This window comes from Corallococcus sp. AS-1-6 (assembly GCF_020037015.1).
Classification (GTDB): Bacteria; Myxococcota; Myxococcia; order Myxococcales; family Myxococcaceae; genus Corallococcus.
In genome coordinates this window covers 127,032-142,838 of the sequence record NZ_JAIQDE010000019.1, presented here as the reverse complement: position 1 = coordinate 142,838, position 15,807 = coordinate 127,032, and the positions used below count along the sequence as shown (strand labels likewise).

16 protein-coding genes are annotated in these 15,807 nt (G+C 70.8%); 12 read left to right on the top strand and 4 right to left on the bottom strand.

Annotation, left to right across the window (positions count from 1 at the left end; translation table 11 throughout):
• Window positions 1-66 precede the first annotated feature (66 nt).
• From K8612_RS24810 to K8612_RS24790, 5 genes are read left to right on the top strand one after another with little or no spacing between them, the layout of a single operon-like run.
• Window positions 67-888, top strand: a complete 822-nt coding sequence (locus K8612_RS24810; RefSeq protein WP_223742757.1) for a TadE family protein — start codon at window positions 67-69, stop codon at window positions 886-888.
• A 2-nt stretch (window positions 889-890) separates the two neighbouring features.
• Window positions 891-2,516, top strand: a complete 1,626-nt coding sequence (locus tag K8612_RS24805) for a pilus assembly protein (RefSeq protein WP_223742758.1) — start codon at window positions 891-893, stop codon at window positions 2,514-2,516.
• The gene (locus K8612_RS24800; protein WP_223742759.1) at window positions 2,516-3,604 is read left to right on the top strand and encodes a pilus assembly protein; all 1,089 of its coding nucleotides are present in this window, start codon (window positions 2,516-2,518) and stop codon (window positions 3,602-3,604) included. The genes K8612_RS24805 and K8612_RS24800 overlap by 1 nt, the downstream gene beginning before the upstream one ends.
• Window positions 3,601-4,458, top strand: coding sequence for a hypothetical protein (locus tag K8612_RS24795; protein WP_223764101.1), 858 nt, complete (start codon window positions 3,601-3,603; stop codon window positions 4,456-4,458). Before K8612_RS24800 ends, K8612_RS24795 begins: the two co-directional genes overlap by 4 nt.
• Window positions 4,455-4,655 (top strand): hypothetical protein, encoded by a 201-nt coding sequence (locus K8612_RS24790; protein WP_223742761.1) that lies wholly within the window; start codon window positions 4,455-4,457, stop codon window positions 4,653-4,655. Before K8612_RS24795 ends, K8612_RS24790 begins: the two co-directional genes overlap by 4 nt.
• A gap of 16 nt (window positions 4,656-4,671) precedes the next feature.
• Here K8612_RS24790 and K8612_RS24785 read toward each other — a convergent pair whose 3' ends face one another.
• Complete coding sequence (locus K8612_RS24785) at window positions 4,672-5,406, bottom strand: hypothetical protein (protein WP_223764100.1); 735 nt, start codon at window positions 5,404-5,406, stop codon at window positions 4,672-4,674.
• On the opposite strand from K8612_RS24785, the gene K8612_RS24780 reads away from it, so the two are divergent.
• On the top strand, window positions 5,405-6,055 hold the full coding sequence (locus tag K8612_RS24780) for a hypothetical protein (protein ID WP_223764099.1): 651 nt from the start codon (window positions 5,405-5,407) through the stop codon (window positions 6,053-6,055). The two genes, K8612_RS24785 and K8612_RS24780, sit on opposite strands and share 2 nt — an antisense overlap.
• Here the strand turns inward: K8612_RS24780 and K8612_RS24775 are convergent.
• Window positions 6,036-6,656 (bottom strand): hypothetical protein, encoded by a 621-nt coding sequence (locus tag K8612_RS24775; protein ID WP_223764098.1) that lies wholly within the window; start codon window positions 6,654-6,656, stop codon window positions 6,036-6,038. The two genes, K8612_RS24780 and K8612_RS24775, sit on opposite strands and share 20 nt — an antisense overlap.
• A gap of 161 nt (window positions 6,657-6,817) precedes the next feature.
• Here K8612_RS24775 and K8612_RS24770 point away from each other — a divergent pair, with 161 nt between their 5' ends.
• Both K8612_RS24770 and K8612_RS24765 read left to right on the top strand, forming a co-directional pair.
• Window positions 6,818-8,500, top strand: a complete 1,683-nt coding sequence (locus K8612_RS24770) for a DUF1800 family protein (RefSeq protein WP_223764097.1) — start codon at window positions 6,818-6,820, stop codon at window positions 8,498-8,500.
• A gap of 5 nt (window positions 8,501-8,505) precedes the next feature.
• A complete protein-coding gene (locus K8612_RS24765; protein ID WP_223764096.1) occupies window positions 8,506-10,053 on the top strand; it encodes a DUF1501 domain-containing protein in 1,548 nt (515 codons plus the stop codon).
• Between the two features lie 50 nt (window positions 10,054-10,103).
• On the opposite strand, the gene K8612_RS24760 is transcribed toward K8612_RS24765, so the two are convergent.
• Entirely contained in the window at window positions 10,104-11,189 is a 1,086-nt protein-coding gene (locus tag K8612_RS24760; RefSeq protein WP_223742767.1) for an aldo/keto reductase, read from the bottom strand.
• Between the two features lie 94 nt (window positions 11,190-11,283).
• Between K8612_RS24760 and K8612_RS24755 the strand changes: the two genes are divergently transcribed.
• Both K8612_RS24755 and K8612_RS24750 read left to right on the top strand, forming a co-directional pair.
• Entirely contained in the window at window positions 11,284-11,691 is a 408-nt protein-coding gene (locus K8612_RS24755; protein WP_223764095.1) for a MarR family winged helix-turn-helix transcriptional regulator, read from the top strand.
• 87 nt (window positions 11,692-11,778) lie between these two features.
• Window positions 11,779-13,161 carry a hypothetical protein gene (locus tag K8612_RS24750; RefSeq protein WP_223764139.1) on the top strand — a complete coding sequence of 461 codons (1,383 nt, stop codon included), beginning with the start codon at window positions 11,779-11,781 and terminating at the stop codon, window positions 13,159-13,161.
• 78 nt (window positions 13,162-13,239) lie between these two features.
• On the opposite strand, the gene K8612_RS24745 is transcribed toward K8612_RS24750, so the two are convergent.
• Window positions 13,240-14,172 (bottom strand): MBL fold metallo-hydrolase, encoded by a 933-nt coding sequence (locus K8612_RS24745; protein WP_223764094.1) that lies wholly within the window; start codon window positions 14,170-14,172, stop codon window positions 13,240-13,242.
• A 114-nt stretch (window positions 14,173-14,286) separates the two neighbouring features.
• Between K8612_RS24745 and K8612_RS24740 the strand changes: the two genes are divergently transcribed.
• On the top strand, window positions 14,287-15,174 hold the full coding sequence (locus tag K8612_RS24740) for a LysR family transcriptional regulator (protein ID WP_223742770.1): 888 nt from the start codon (window positions 14,287-14,289) through the stop codon (window positions 15,172-15,174).
• A gap of 39 nt (window positions 15,175-15,213) precedes the next feature.
• The gene (locus K8612_RS24735) at window positions 15,214-15,801 is read left to right on the top strand and encodes an NYN domain-containing protein (RefSeq protein WP_120587154.1); all 588 of its coding nucleotides are present in this window, start codon (window positions 15,214-15,216) and stop codon (window positions 15,799-15,801) included.
• Window positions 15,802-15,807: the final 6 nt, after the last annotated feature.

Below are 15,807 nucleotides of genomic sequence, written 5' to 3'. Positions count from 1 at the left end.
TGGCGGGCGACCCGGCGACCGCCAACTGGCATCCCGATGACACGCTGTGTGAATATTGGACGTCCCATGAAAAGGTCCCCATCAACCCATCCCGGTGAGTCGGGTCAGGCGGTCGTTGAGTCCGCGCTGGTCATCCCGGTGATGGTGTTCCTCATCCTGGGCATCCTCCAGTTGGGGACGCTCCACCACGCGCGGCTGATGACGGAGTACGCCGCGTACCGGGCGGCGCGCGCGGGCATCGTCAACAGCGGCGACTGCGAGATCATGAAGGACGCCGCCTACGTGGCGCTGCTGCCCACCCTGGGTCCGCCCAGGTCCGGCGGCAAGGGCCGCGTGGACACGCTCATCAACGTGGCGCTGGTCCATGACGCGTACACGGACAAGAAGCTGGCGGCCCAGAACCAGCGCTACCAGCAGGTGAACCTGGAGCGCGTGCGCGTGGAGGTGCTCAACCCCCGGCGCAGCCAGTTGCCCATGCTCTTCTCCTCCTATGGCTCGCACCTGTCGGGCCTGGAGGTGGACTTCGACGACATCCGCAACGCGCAGGTCATCGAGGCCAACCTGCTCACGGTGCGCATCACTTACTTCTACGAGATGCGCATCCCGTTCGCGAACTGGCAGTTGCACGCCTTCTACATGGGCCGCGAGGCGCTCAACGGCCTGGCCATGCGGGGCCCCAACTTCACCACGCAGAAGGTGAACGGCGGCAGCCTCACGGACCACCTGGAGGACCAGGGCGCGGGCCAGAGCGCGGACCACCAGAAGATCCGCACGCTCGCCGACAGCAACGTCTTCGCCATCCCCGTCGTGGCCACCTATTCGATGCGCATGCAGTCCAACTTCCTCAACGGCACGCACGGCCCCACTTCGTGCGCGGTGGACGGCTAGCGATGTTCCGGATTCTGCGAAGACTGCGGCGCGACGAGCGCGGGCAGGCCATGGTGCTCGGGGTGGTGGTCATGCTGGTGCTGGCCGTCACCATCATGACGTCGGTGGGCATTGGCCAGGGCGTGTACGAGAAGATCAAGCTGCAGGACGCCGCGGACGCGCAGGCGTACTCGCTGGCGGTGAAGGAGGCGCGGGCCTACAACTTCCTCGCGTACACCAACCGCGCGATGATCGTGCACTACTCCGCGATGCTCACGCTGATGTCCTACGTGAGCCACGCGGTGTACCTGGACCGCACCATCGGCGTCGCGGCCAAGTACCTGCAATACATCCCCGGCATCGGCGCCATCTTCATGGCGGTCTCCACGGCGATAAAAACGTGGAAGGTCACGGTGGAGACCGTCTCACGATTACTCATCCCCGTGCTGACAGCGCTCAACATCGCGCTGTGGCTGGCCCAGGAGGCCATGCTCACGGGGACCCTCTTCGACCTCTACACCACGAAGGGACACGGGAACGTCATCCAACAGACCGACCCGCGCGCGGAGGTCACCGAAGACATGGACTCCGGACAGTCGTTCAACAACGCGTCCGTGTCCTCGCTGTTCGGCAACCCGAGCGACATCAACTACTCCAACGCCAAGAACTTCCTGCACGTGCTGGACGACGGCCCCTTCAGCAGCAGCCCCACCATGGGCGTGGACCCCACCGGCATGCTCGCGCGGGGGAAGCTGGTGACGGGCAACAAGCTGTCGGATCCGAACATGGCCAAGTACCGCCTGCTCATGGGCAACCTGGCCAACGGCGTGCGCCGGCGGTGGACGGCCGAGGGCGAGGGGCCCATCCTCATTGGCCGGCGCTGGGAGTTCAACCTGTGCGTCGTCATTGGCCAACTGCGCATCCGCAAGACGGCGGACAGCCAGATCAAGAGCTTCGACGAGAACTTCGAGAACAACCGCAAGGATCAGCTCTTCGCGTCGGACGACATCCGCATCGAGGTGCGCCCCACCTGCTTCCTCTTCGGCTGGAAGGACGTCTTCCGGCTGCGCTTCCGGGCGGCGGCGGACAACCGGGGCGGCTTCCACCAGGAATACGGCTCCAACAAGACGGATGACCACCACCCGTGGCTGGGCATCACGCCGTTCATCACGTCCGACACCAGCTTCGTCAGCCCCCGGCAGAACCACTTCGGCTACCCGTGCAACCTCATCGTCCTGGGCAAGGACATGGGCGCGGAGCGCAGCGGCAAGAAGCCCGTCTACGAGCTGGAGAACCTGAAGAACAACGCGTTCATGGAGGGCAGCGGGGACGGCAAGTACAACACCGCGGAGAACAACGACGAGGCCATCCGCGAGTCGTACCTGGACATGACCTGGGAGTACGTGGGCGGCAAGCAGGACGGCTACGCGGCGGACTTCCGCCAGCGCACGGGCGGCATGATGGCCATGGCCGTGGGCCGCGCCATCTACCACCGCCCCGGCGCGTGGAAGGAGGAGCCCAACTTCTTCAACCCGCTCTGGACCGCGCGCCTGGCGCCCGTGCAGACGCACTGGGACGCGGATCACCTCAAGTGGCTGGTGCCGGCCTGGGAGGACAGCGAATGGCTCATTCAAGGCATCAACTACTGATGCGCCCGGGCCGCCGTGCCCAGCGGGGCGCGGCGACGGTGGAGCTGGCGCTGCTGGCGCCGCTGCTCGTCGTGCTCGTCCTCTGGGCGAACTACTTCTGGGAGGTGCAGCGCGCGCGCCTCAAGATGGCGGAGATGGCCCGCTTCGTCGCCTTCGAGCGCACGGTGCGCCAGGACCTGTCCACCATCGCGGCGGAGGCGCGCACGCGCTACCAGGACCTGGACGGCTCCACCAAGACGGGCACGCTGGGCACGGCGTACCGCAACGGCATCACCCTCCAGGTCCAGGCCCAGAACGCGGACGCGCCGCTCGAGAGCGTGGAGATGTCCAAGATGGGCGGGCAGGCCGGCGTGGGCGGGCTGGCGGGCGCGGCCATTGGCGCGCTGGGCAGCTCGCCGGACAAGCTGGCCCAGGACATGGGGTTCGACCCGAGCGTCGGGGCGGTCCAGGCGGACGTGCAGGTCCGGCTGATCAACCACATCATCCCCCGGGAAGTGGCCCTCTACACGACGGGCTTCGACGGCAACCAGTTGGACCTGAACTTCCAGGAGCACTTCTACCTCTTCCACGACACGTGGAAGGCGTGGGGGCCGGGGGACGCGCCGTCACAGACGTACCCGCGCGTGGAGCAGCTCACGCATGACCGCTCCAGCAAGATCGTCTACGCGGGCGTCAGCGGCGGGGCGATGAACTCCATCTCCGCGGTGCTGTCCGTGCTGGGGCTCGATTTCCCCTTCTCCGACGAGTACATCCGCCAGTCCGTGGTCATCCGCGAGGTGACGGCCGCGGGCAACTTCAACGCGGTCCGGCCGACGCGCACGGTGCCCGGCGACGTGCTCCAGGCGGCCTACTGGCGCAACGACACCAGCTACTGCTACGGCAACTGCGAGCCCAGCGCCATCCGCACGAAGCGCGGCCTGCAGAACTCCGGAGGCCGGGACGACAACTGGCCCATGCGCTCGTACCGGTGCCGCGGGAACTTCTTCCAGGGCGCGGTCATCTCCAACCAGCCGGAGTCCGTCTACACGCAGTCCACGACGGCGGCGGCGGCGTACTTCCGCTACAACAGCGACGCCTGCATCCCATGAGCGGGCTGACGGACCGCACGGGCGCGCTCACGCGCTGGGTGGGCCTGGGCGGGTTGCTCGCGCTCGTGGCCACCGCCGCGCTCCTGAAGGACCCGCCGCCCCCGGCGCCGGAGTCCCCGGCGAAGCCGCCCTCCGCGCCCCAGGTCGCCCTGCCCCCGGCGCCGCCGTTTCCGGATGCCGGCGTGGGCCGGGTGCACCGGCTCATCCCGCCCTTCCCGGGTGTGGTGATGGTGCCCCTGGGCCGGCTGGTGACCAACGGCAGCCCCATGGAGATGGGCTACTTCGAAACGGAGCACCCGCCGGGCGAGGTGCTGGAGTTCTACGCGCGGGAGTTCCGCCTGCGGGGCCGCCACATCGTCACGCAGGACGACGGCGCGGGCGGCGGCTCCGTGAACTACTACGACGAGCGGCTGGGCGCGCTGGTGGCCGTCACCACCATCCGCGTGGGCGGCGCCGCGACGCGCACGCTCGTGTTCCCCTCCGTGGTGGAGGCGCGCGAGGGCATCCACCTGCAGGGCACGGCGCCCGCGTCGCTGCCGCAGCCGCCGGGCGCGGTGACGGTGCTGCGCGTGGACGAAGGCAACGAAGGCCCGGGCGCGGGCAGCACCACGCTCACGCAGGTGGCGCACGGCACGCCCCAGATGCTCGCGGAGTTCTACCGGGCGCAGATGCCCTCGCGCGGCTACGCGCCCGCGGACCGGAGCCTCGCGCGCGGCGTGGAGGTGCTCGAGTTCGAGCGCCCCGGTGAGCGGCTGTCGCTGACGCTGGCGCCGCTCGACAAGGACGGTCCCCCCGAATCCCTCATCACGTTCGTGCTCGAGCGTGCTCCCCTTCCCCAGGAGTCGAATCGATGAATGGCTGGTTGTCTCGTGGCTACCGGTGGCTGCGGCGTCCCCGCTCGCGGGGGCAGGCCATGGCGGAGTTCACGGTGCTGCTGATGGCGTTCATGTTCGGCGTCGGCGCCATCACCACGTTCGCGCCGGAGATGTTCGCGGCGCTCACCATCTACATCCGCGGCTTCTACTGCGTGCTGGGCTACCCGTTCGGCTGAAAGGGCGCCCCCCGCGTCAGGGCACGGGCACCCGGGGCAGCGCCAGCGGCACGGAGTCCAGCGCGGGCCGGGCGCCGGTGCCGCTCTTCTGCGCCGTCCAGGTGGCCTCCGCGTCGCGCAGGGACTCCACGCCGAACACGGGGACCCGGGCCGCCGTCACCACCGTCACCTGCTGGCCGGACTCCAGGCGGAAGGTCTGTTCGCGCCCCTTGCCGGCGAAGGGGCCGGCGGCCAGGTCGGTGTCGCGCTGGCGGACGGGCGTGCCCCGGAGCGCGGCGTGGTCCGCGACCAGGTCCACCGGGACGGCGACGGGCGTGTTGGGCGGCACGGTGATGGCCAGCCGCTCCACCACGGCGCGGCCCGTCCCGGCGCGGGACACCCAGGCGATGATGAGGGCGCGGGGCGACGTCTGGTAGTCCAGCTCCACCTGGTAGAGCGTGTCGCGCTCACGCGGCGTCTCGCCCACGATGGCGGCGCGCACCGGGAAGGTGACCTGCTTCGAGCGGACGGTGTATTCCACCCACGTGCCCACGACGGGCTGGAGCTGGCCGTAGAGCAGCAGGGACGGCACCAGGGCGCGCGCCTCCGCGAGGCGCTCGGGGGCGATGGGCGGATCCGCGGGCGTGGGCGTTCCCGCGCCGGAGGCGGCCACCGCCGGGGCGGGAGCGAGGCCCGCGTCGGGCGCGGCGGAGGTGGCCGGCGCGGAGGAGAGCAGCACGGCGGTGCACACGGGACACAGGAGGCGGCGCATGGGAACAGCACTATCGGTCCGGGGCTTCACGCCGGACAAGTCCGGGGGCCGCATGGGGCGGCTGCTGACGCTGCTCGCGTTGCTGCTCGTGGGCCTGGGGGCCGTGCCCGCGCGGGCGCAGGGCAGCGCGCCGGATGCGTTGTTCGGCCTGCCGCTCGTCCTGCGCGAGGGCGGCTGGGCGCGCTACGTGAACACGTCGCCGGACGGGCCCCCGGAGTTCGTCATCAAGCTGGGCGGCGCGGGACGCCACGAGGGCAGGCGCGGACGCTGGGTGCTCATCGAGCTGGACGTGCCCGCCACCGGGCGCGTGGGCTTCGACTTCCTGGTGGAGGGCGACCGCTTCAGCGCGAAGGGCGTGCTGCTCATGCGCCTGCGCGTGCCCGGCCGCCCGCCGAGCGACACGCCCGCGCCCTTCCATCAACCGGGCGCCGACCGCAAGCCCCACCCCCTGCGCGAAACCACGGAGACCCTCGCCGGCAGGAAGCTGACGGTGACGGAGTACTCGTACGCCGGAGGCATCACCGCCCAGTGGTCCCCCAGCGTCCCGGCGCTGGGCCTGGTGCGCGTCTCCGGCACGCAGTCCTTCCAGTTGGAGGCCTTCGGCGTGGGCGGAGACCCGTGGAAGGACGCTACCGCCGCCGGGCGGTGAGGCCCGCACCGGCGAGCGCGGCCCGCACCGCATCCTCGTCCGCGCTGGCGAGCCGCGCCGCCAGCAGCAGCCGCGTCCCGTGCCCCGCCTGGAGGCGCACGCGGGGCAGGTCCCCCGACTCCCGCTGGAGCGTGAACCACTCCAGCCGGGAGAACGGCGTGCGCCGCCCCAGCGAGTCGATGAAGCCCGCGGGGCCCAGGAACAGCGCGGGCACGCCATGCAGGCCCACGCCCGCGAGCCACCCGGCGACCCCCAGGCAGAACGTGGCGAGCGCGGGCCGCCCCCCTGAAGTGAAGAGCCGCAGGCCCACCAGCGCCAGCACGCCCATGGTCGCGAGCACCAGCGCGTAGGTGCCCATCTCCGCGCGCGAGCGCAGCGCCAGCAGCCTCCCGCCGCGCAGCAGCCCCACGAGCGCGCCCAGCGCCACCAGCGCCAGTCCCGCCGCGGCCACCGCCACGCCCAGCGCCATCATCCCGGGACGACCTCCCAGCTCCCGCGACTCGCGCGCGAGCCACGCGGCGCAGCCCGTGAAGAAGGCCAGCGTGACGCCCTGGAAGGCGGCCGCGGAGACGGGGCGCGTGGGGACCGGAGGACGACTCACCCGGTCCTCTCTACACCACCCGCGAAACCTCCTGCATCCCACGCTTCAAGGACTACCAGAAAAAGCTGCTTTAACTGAATTTACATACCTCCTAGAATCTTTTGAGACGTCGCGGCCCCGGCGTTCCGGGGTCTTTCCCCGCAGTCACCAGGAGGTACCGGATGCTTCGTCGCACCGCCCTGGCCCTCGCCCTGTGCGCTACGTCCTGCACACAGGCCGACGGGCCTTCCGCCACAGAGTCCCCTCCCCCCGAACAGCAGGAAGTCCTGGGCCGGGCCGAACAGGCCGCGGAGTCCCTGGAGACGCCGAGCGAGGCGAACAGCATCCGCTTCCTGGAGCAGTCCTCCTTCGGTCCCAAGCTGGCGCGCGGCGTCACCCCCGCGCCCGTGGGCACCGTGGAGCGCGTGATGTCCCAGGGCATCACCCAGTCGCTCACGGAGCAGTTCGCGCTCCAGCCCGCCGCGCCGTACGACGGGGAGAGCGCCCAGGACCTGGGCTCGCAGTTCTTCCAGCGCGCGGTGGCGGGGGAGGATCAGCTCCGCCAGCGCGTGGCGTTCGCGCTCAGCCAGATCTTCGTCGTCTCCCAGAACGGCATCCCGGAGTCCACCCGGACGCCCTACTCGGACTCGCGGGTGGCGCTCGCGGGGTACCTGAACCTGCTGTCGCAGCACGCCTTCGGCGACTTCCGCGCGCTGCTGGAGGCCGTGACGAAGGACCCCGCCATGGGCCGCTACCTGGACATGGCGAACAACCGGGCCTTCGACAAGCAGGGCAACCCCATTGACCCGAACGAGAACTACGCGCGGGAGATGCTCCAGCTCTTCACCCTGGGCACGGACAAGCTGAACCTGGACGGCACCCCGGCGCTGGACGCCAACGGCAACCGGCAGCGCGCGTACAGCGAGGAGCAGGTGAAGGCCTTCGCGCACGCCCTGTCCGGCTGGACGTGGAACGCCACCGCGTGTCCGGCGAAGGGCGCCGCCATCTCCACGCCCGACTACAAGAACCCGCTGATGCCCTGCAATGACAACCACGACACGAGCAGCCAGGTGCTCCTGCGGGGCGTGTCCACCGCGGCGGGCGGGACCATCACCACGCACCTGAACCAGGCGCTGAACAACGTCTTCAACGACCCCAACGTCCCGCCCTTCATCAGCAAGCAGCTCATCCAGCACCTGGTCACGAGCAACCCGACGCCCGCGTACGTCAAGCGCGTGGCCACCGTCTTCAAGAACGACGGCACCGGCGCGCGCGGCAACCTCCAGGCGGTGGTGCGCGCCATCCTGGAGGACACCGAGGCGCGCGGCGCCCAGCCGCCCCTGGCGCTGCGGCCCGGCTTCGGGCACCTGCGCCCGCCCGCGCTGTTCGTCACCCAGGTGGTCCGCTGGTTGGACCCCACGCTGGACACGGCGACCAAGGACCCGGGCCTGAAGCTCAGCAACTGGAGCAGGACGATGAACCAGTGGGTGCCGCGCGCGCCCTCCGTGTTCAGCTACTACCCGCCCAACGCGCCGCTGCCGGGCGCGGACGGACTGGTGGGGCCGGAGTTCGCCATCCTGGACACGGCCACCCTCACGGCCCGCGCCAACTTCCTCCACGAGTTCCTCTACACGAGCGCCGCCACCAACGCGGGCCTCACCGTGGACTACGACCTGCTGCCGTCCAGCAACGCGGAGCTGGTCGCGTACCTGGGCCGCTACTGGCTGCACGGCACGATGGCGCCGGAGCTGGAGCAGAAGCTGCTGACGGCCATGGGTGACAGCCGGGCGAACTCGCTCATCCGCAAGAAGAAGCTGGCGCTCTACCTGACGTTCCTCTCCCCCTCCTTCCAGATCCAGCGGTGAACGCCATGACCACCACCCGTCGCCAGTTCCTCCGGCGCGCCACGCAGGGCCTGGGCTTCCTGGCCGCCGCCGCCGCCCTCCCCCGCTGGGTGGGCAACGCCCACGCCGCCACCCTCAACGGCTACTCCGGCAGCCGCGTCGCCGTCTGCGTCTTCCTGCTGGGAGGCAATGACAGCAACAACATCCTCATCCCGCGCGAGGCGAACGCCTACGCGAAGTATCTGGCCGCACGGCCCACCCTCGGGCTGAAGACGGACCAGATGGACCTCATCAACCCCACGGACCTGGCCGCGGGCTCGTTCGCGCTGCCCAAGACGCTCTCGAAGCTGCGCGCGCACTTCGAAGCGGGCCGCGCCGCGTTCGTGTGCAACGTGGGCCCGCTGGTGCTCCCGCTGACCAAGGCGGACTACCTGGCCGGCGGCACCTCCGTCCCGGAGAACCTCTTCTCCCACAGCGACCAGCAGGACGCCTGGGCGAGCGCGCTGGCCAACCCCGGCTCCAGCGCCGTCACCTCCGACATCAAGGTGACGGGCTGGGGTGGCCGCACCGCGGACAAGCTCCACGGGCTCAACACCAGCGCGCCTCCGGACTACCCGGAGGTGACGTCGTTCGGAGGCAAGCCGCGCTTCTGCGCGGGCGTGGACCGCAAGCCCATGATGGTCGCCCCGGACGGCACGCTCGCGTTCCGCACCGTCACCACCCCGGCGTCGGACTTCGACCTGCTCCAGCAGGCGGCGCTGGCGGACGTGATGACGGCGCAGGACGGCAACGTGCTGGAGACGGGCTACGCGGGAATCTTCACCACGGCGCAGACCTTCTCCGCCGCCCGCGCCGCCGCGCGCGACGCGGCGTGGGCGCAACTGCCGCAGGCCACCCGTGACGCCATCGAGGGCTACTTCGTGCCCACGCTGCCGCCGGAGGACACCGCGAGGTGGACGCTGCACACGCAGCTCTACCAGGTGGTGCGCGACCTGGTAGCGGGCGCCATGCCGGTGAGCAACGCGGGCCTGGGCCTCAAGCGGCAGGTGTTCTCCGTGGGCTTCGGCTCCTTCGACACGCACCAGAACCAGGACGTGGACCAGCCGAAGCTCCTGGAGCAGTTGGACTTCGCGCTGGACGCCTTCCAGCAGGCGGTGACGCTGCTGGAGACGCAGGCCGCGTTCGGCTCCAACGCGCCGCAGGCCACGCTCTTCACCATGAGCGACTTCAACCGGACGCTGCTGGAGAACGGCGACAGCGGCACGGACCACGCCTGGGGTGGCCACGCCATCGTCCTGGGCAACCGCGTGGCGGGCCGGAAGCTCTACGGCACCTTCCCCAACCTGGACCTGTCGGGCTCGCTGGACGGCTCCACGGATGAGCGCGGGCGCTGGATCCCCACGCTCACGGTGGAGCAGTACGGCTGGACGCTGGCCTCGTGGCTGGGGCTGAACACCGCCGCCGAGCGCGACTACGTGTTCCCCAACCTCGCCGGCTACGTGGCGGACGCGGTGGCGCGCAGCTTCCCGGCGCAGGCGCGCAAGTACAAGGTCGGCTTCATGCTGGCGGACTGACGCCCGCGTGAAGGAAGCAGGCCGCGAGCCCCACAAGGCTCGCGGCTCCTTCAGTAGACCTTGTCGCCCTTCTCCACGCCGAAGGGGGAGGCCGGCATCTGGATGCCGTTCACGGACGTCCCGCCGTTGTGGATGGCCGGGAACATGGGCTCCATGCTCTGCGGGAACCCGAACGTGGGCTTCGTGAGCTCATCCAGCCGGCCCAGCTCCTGGGCCGTGAGCTTCACGTCGGCGGCCTTCAGGTTGTCCTCGAGCTGCGCGAGCCGCCGCGCGCCGATGATGGTCGAGCCCACGCCCGGCTTCGCCATGACCCAGGCCAGCGCCACGCGCGCCGGGGTGCTCTCATGCGCGCGGGCGATGGCCTCGAGCGCGTCGACGACGGTGTAGGTCTTCTCGTTCAGGTAGGGCTCGAGGAAGGCGCCCCGGTCTCCCTTCACCTGGCCCGCGTTCTTGCGGGTGTACTTGCCGCTGAGCGCGCCGCTCTTGAGCGGAGACCAGGGGGTGATGCCCAGCCCGTGCTCCAGGGCCATGGGGACCAGCTCCTGCTCCACGCTGCGCTCCAGCAGCGAGTATTCAATCTGCAACCCGATGAAGGCCGACCAGCCCCGGAAGCGCGCGGTGACGTTCGCCTCGACGACCTTCCAGGCGGGCGTGTCGGAGACGCCGAGGTAGCGGACCTTGCCGGCCCGGACCAGGTCCTCGAGCGCGGCCATCGTCTCGTCGATGGGCGTGTGCTTGTCCCAGTTGTGGAGCCAGTAGAGGTCGATGTAGTCGGTCTGCAGGCGGCGGAGCGAGTTCTCGCACGCCGAGATGATGGACTTGCGGCCGGAGCCGCCCCCGTTCGGGTCGCCGGGGTAGAGGTTGCCGCTGAACTTCGTGGCGATGACCAGGCGGTCGCGCCGGGCCGCGTGCCGGCCGACGTGGTCCCCGATGATCTTCTCGGAGTGGCTCTTCGTGTAGAAGTTCGCGGTGTCGATGAAGTTGCCGCCCAGTTCGATGAACCGGTCGATGATCCGCTGGGACTCCTCCACGCTGGTGCCCCAGCCAAGGTCTTCACCGAACGTCATCGCACCAAGGCACAGCGGGCTCACGCGCAGGCCGGAGCGGCCGAGCGTCACGTAGTGGTCGAGAGGCATGGGGTCTCCAGGGGATGTGTTACCGTTTCAGCGAGGCCGAATTGGTTCAGCCTTGAATTGATTTAATTTTGTACCAATTTCCGCGCAAGGGCCCATGTCGAGAATCGACCCGGCGAAGATCTGGTCGCTGAACTACAACCTGCTGATGTCGGTCATCGCGGGTGTCGCCCCCGACATCGCCGCGCTGGGGTTGGACACGAAGGAGCTGTTCGTGCTGGCGCAGGTGGAGGAGCACCCCTACCCGGCCGAGCTGGCGGCGACCCTGAGCATGCCGAAGCCGACCATCACGGTGTACGTGAAGCGGCTGGAGGCGGCGGGCTTCCTGCGCCGGGAGCTGGACACGGAGGACCTGCGGCGGCACCGGCTGCAGGTGACCCCGGCCGGGCGCAAGGTGACGGCGAAGGGGCTCGCGCTGTTGTCGGAGGCGTTCGGCGCGCGGCTTGGCCGCTTGAGCGCGGCGGAGCAGGCCGAGCTGCGGAGCCTGCTCGAGAAGCTGAGCTGACGGCGGCTTGAATCCGGGTGATCCCCTGGTGCGTAATTCCGGCCATGACGCCGGGGCGGTCTCCGCCCGGCCGGGAGTTCCCCATACATGCGGACGCGTCGCGCGGGTGAAGTGGTTCTGGGTGCACTGGTGTGCTGGATGCTCGCGGCCTGTGGCAGCGGCGACAAGGTGACGGTCCATGGGCATGTCACCAACAGCGCGGGACAGCAGTCGCAGGGGCTCACCGACGGCGCGCCCGCGCTGGCGGGGGATGGGACGGTCTCGGCGGCGGCCACGGTGCGGATCAGCCGCGTGGTGGCGGCTGGCGACCTGACGACGCTGGCGGAGGCGGACGTCGCGGCGGATGGCAGCTACACGCTGGAGCTGGACGACGAGGGGCAGCGGCTGATCATCGAAGCGGTGAGCGCGTCCGGCGCCACGGTGGGCTCCGCGCTGCTGGACTCCACGACGCCTCGGTCCGGAGAGGGCGCGCGCACGGCGCCGCCCATCACGAGTGAGTCCTCGCTGGAGGCGGAGGTCTTCGTCCAGATGGTGCGGGACGGGGACTCGCCGGACGGCGTGGACACGGTGGACCTGCGCGCGAGGCTGAACGCGGAGCAGGCGGCGGCGGTGCGCGGCCAGCTCAAGGCGACGGCGGCGGAGTCGGTGGAGGCGCTGGGCGCGGCGGTGCGCGCGGCGCAGGCGACGCGGATCAAGGCGTACGCCCGGGCGGGCGTGGTCGTCACGCAGGAGCGGCTCTTCAGCGCGTCGCTGGACGCGTCCGCGCGGTTGGACGCGTCGCTGGATGCCGGTGGGCAGTCCGCGGCGGACGCCTACGACACGTTCTTCGCGGCGGTGCGCGCGGCCACGCCCCAGGCGAACGACGCGCAGGACCAGCAGGCGGAGCGCGAGGCCAGCGTTTCCTATCGCATGGCGGTGGACGCGCGGCTGTCCTCGGGAGCGGGGATCGCGGTCGCGGACGCGTCGGTGCGGGCCGCCGCCGCGCTGGAGGCCCGGGCCACCGAGGCCGCCGTGAAGGCCCTGCTCCAGGGCGCGAACGCCGCCGACCTGACGGTGCAGCAGGCGAACACCGCCGCCACGTCGCTGCGCGCGAGCCTCTCTTCCGCCCCGTCCGCCAGCGCCGCCGCGACGGCCTGGACGGGCTACAACACCCAGCTCGCCACCGGCGGCAGCGCGTCCGTGATGGGCGCGCAGTTGGGGGTGACGGGCAGCAACCAGCTCGCCTTCGACTCGGCGGTGCACACGGGAGCGCAGGCAGGGGCGGTGCTGGAAGCCACGCTGGGCACGGTGCTGGAGCAGTCCGGCAAGGCCTCCGCCACGGCGCTCTCGGACGCGGTGGTCAGCGCCTTCGCCACCTATGACGCCGCGGTGCGCGGCGGAGCCACCGCCACCCTGACGGCCTTCGGCCCCAAGGCCACCACCGGCGTGGAGCTGCTGATCATCGCCGAGGGTTCCTTCCGCCTGCGGTAGTCGTGGCGCCCAGGGCCGCGTCCACCTGGACGTGGCCTGGGCACCCCGCCGCGCCCGGCCCCCGGGGAGCCTCACGCCTCAGTGCTGGTGGCCGAAGCGCACCTCCACCTCCGGGTGCGCCGCGACGAAGGCGCGCAGCTTCTTGAAGCTCTCCACGCTTCGCGGCCCGTCCTCCGTGAAGGTGCCCGGCTCCACGTCGTGCTCCCAGCCCCAGCGCGTGTGGCTGGCGTCACCCAACAGCAGCACCGGCCCCTTCGTGGAGCGCACGAGGTACGCGGTGCTGCCCGGCGTGTGCCCCGGCACCCAGAGCGCCCACACGGACCCATCCCCGAAGATGTCCACCGCGCCTTCGAAGAGGCCCTTCGGGTCGGCCGTGTAGTTCCACTCCGACAGCGGCGGCTTGCCCGCCAGCGCGCGGTCCGTGGCGCCCTGCACCACCAGGTTCCGGAAGGCGCGGAGGCCCGCCTCTCCCGGGCCGGTGTACACGGGCGTCCCCGCCGGCGCGTCCGCCATGCCGCTGATGTGGTCCGGGTGCAGGTGCGTGAGGAAGACGCCGGCGAGCGGCTGGGGCTGCTTCGCCAGCCACTCGCCCAGCGGCGCCAGCACCGTCATCTTCTCCAGGTGCATCGCGTTCGCCACGATGCCGCCCAGCGCCGAGCGCTCCGGCGCGTCCCGCAGCGCCGTCTCCACGCCGGTGTCCACGATGTACATCCCCTTCGTCGGGTGGCGCAGCGCGTGGAAGAAGACCTGCACGGGCTCGTCCCCGTCCTCCAGGTGCGCCGCCTTCGCCGCCGGGTGGTCCAGGTTGAGCAACCCGCCGCGGCCGGCGACCCAGTCGCACGAGGTGACCGTCTCCAGCTCCACCGGCCCGGGCACGGCCAGCTCCGCGAGCAGCGCGTCCGCCGGCCGCGTCACGCCGAGCGCGGACTTCTGGACGCCGTGCGAGGACGTGGCGCAGCCGGTGCCGAGACCGGCGACACAGAGGCAGAGCGCGAGCAGGGAGGACTTCATGGCGGACTCCTTCTTCCTTCCGGCGCGAAGGCACCGGGCGTTCGGGACAGGCGGCACGATGCGCGATGCGCGAGTGGATGGAAATCCGCGAAAACAGCATGATGCCATCCATTCATGGATATCTCCTGGGACGACGCCCGGCTGTTCCTCGCCATCGCGGAGACGGGCAGCTTCAGCGGGGCCGCGCGGCGGCTGCGCATCGGACAGCCCACGGTGAGCCGGCGCCTGGCCGCGCTGGAGTACGCGGTGGGCTCCGCGCTGTTCCGCCGGAGCGTGGAGGGCGCGGCGCTCACGGCGGCGGGAGAGCGGCTGCTCGTGCCCGCGAAGAAGATGGCGGAGTGGGCCGGGGAGCTGCACCGCGCGGCGGAGTCCGCGGACAGCGCCCCCCGGGGCATCGTGCGCGTGACGGCCACGCCCTACATGAGCTTCGACTTCCTGGCCCCCTTCGCCGCCTTCGTCGCCCAGAAGCACCCGGGCCTGCGCCTGGAGGTGCAGTCCCAGATCCAATACCTGGACCTGGCGCGCGGAGAGGCGGACCTCGCGCTGCGCGGACGCCCGCCCACCAGCGAAGACCTGAAGCTCGTGGACACGCTGGAGGTCCCCAACGCCGTCTTCGTGTCCAAGGCCCTCAAGGCCCGGCTGCCCAGGAAGGTGTCGCTCCAGCAGTTGCCCTGGGTGGCCTGGGCGCCCCCCTTCGAAGCCGTCCCGCCCAACCCCCAGTTGGAGTCGGTGATCCCCGGCTTCACCCCGTCCTTCACGGCGGACAACTACCTGGTGATGCTCGCGGCGGCGGAGGCCGGCCTGGGCGCCATGGTGATGGCCCGCATGGCGCACCGCTTCCCCCGCCTCACCCGGCTGGTGCCGCTGGAGCTGGACCTGGGGCCCTTCTCCCGGAGCCAGACCCACCTGGTGTGCGCGAAGTCCGCGCTGGACATCCCCCGGGTGCGGCGCGTGTCGGAGCTGCTTCAGGAGGAGTTCCAACGAATTCGCCTGGGTCGATGAAAACCCCCAACGGCCGGCAGCCCGCGTATTGTCCCCGCCATGCAATCCGTCCGCCCCGCCGCAGCCTCCTACGTCCTCATCGACGCCGAGAACGTCGACTGGGCCGTCTCCAACATCGTCGGGCGCAAGCCCGAGCCCCAGGACCGGGTGCAGTTCGACCGGCTGGTCGCCTTCTGCGACACGTACTTCCCCAAGCCCGTACGCTGCGTGGTGGTGCTCAACGCGCGCGGAGAGCAACTGCCGGACGCGATGATTGGCTTCGTGCGCGCGCTGAAGTCCGCGGGCTGTGAGGTGGCGCTGCTGCACGGCCGCCCGGACCAGAAGGTCGTGGACCTGGGCATCCTCAAGCTCCTGGAGAACATCCGCACCCAGCGCCCGCAGGCGGCGGTGGGCCTGGCCAGCCACGACGGCGCGGACTTCGCGGAGGCGCTCAAGCCGCTGCTGGAGGAGAAGCGGCAGGTCGCCGTGCTGGGCCTGCGCGAGTACGTGAGCCAGAAGTTCCGCGAGCTCACCCCGATGGGCCTGAAGGTCGTCGACCTGGAGCTCAACGCCCGCGTGTTCCAGCGCCCCCTGCCCCGCCTGCTGCCGGTCAACGTGGACGAGTTCGATCCTTCGCTGTTCGTCTAGTCGCGG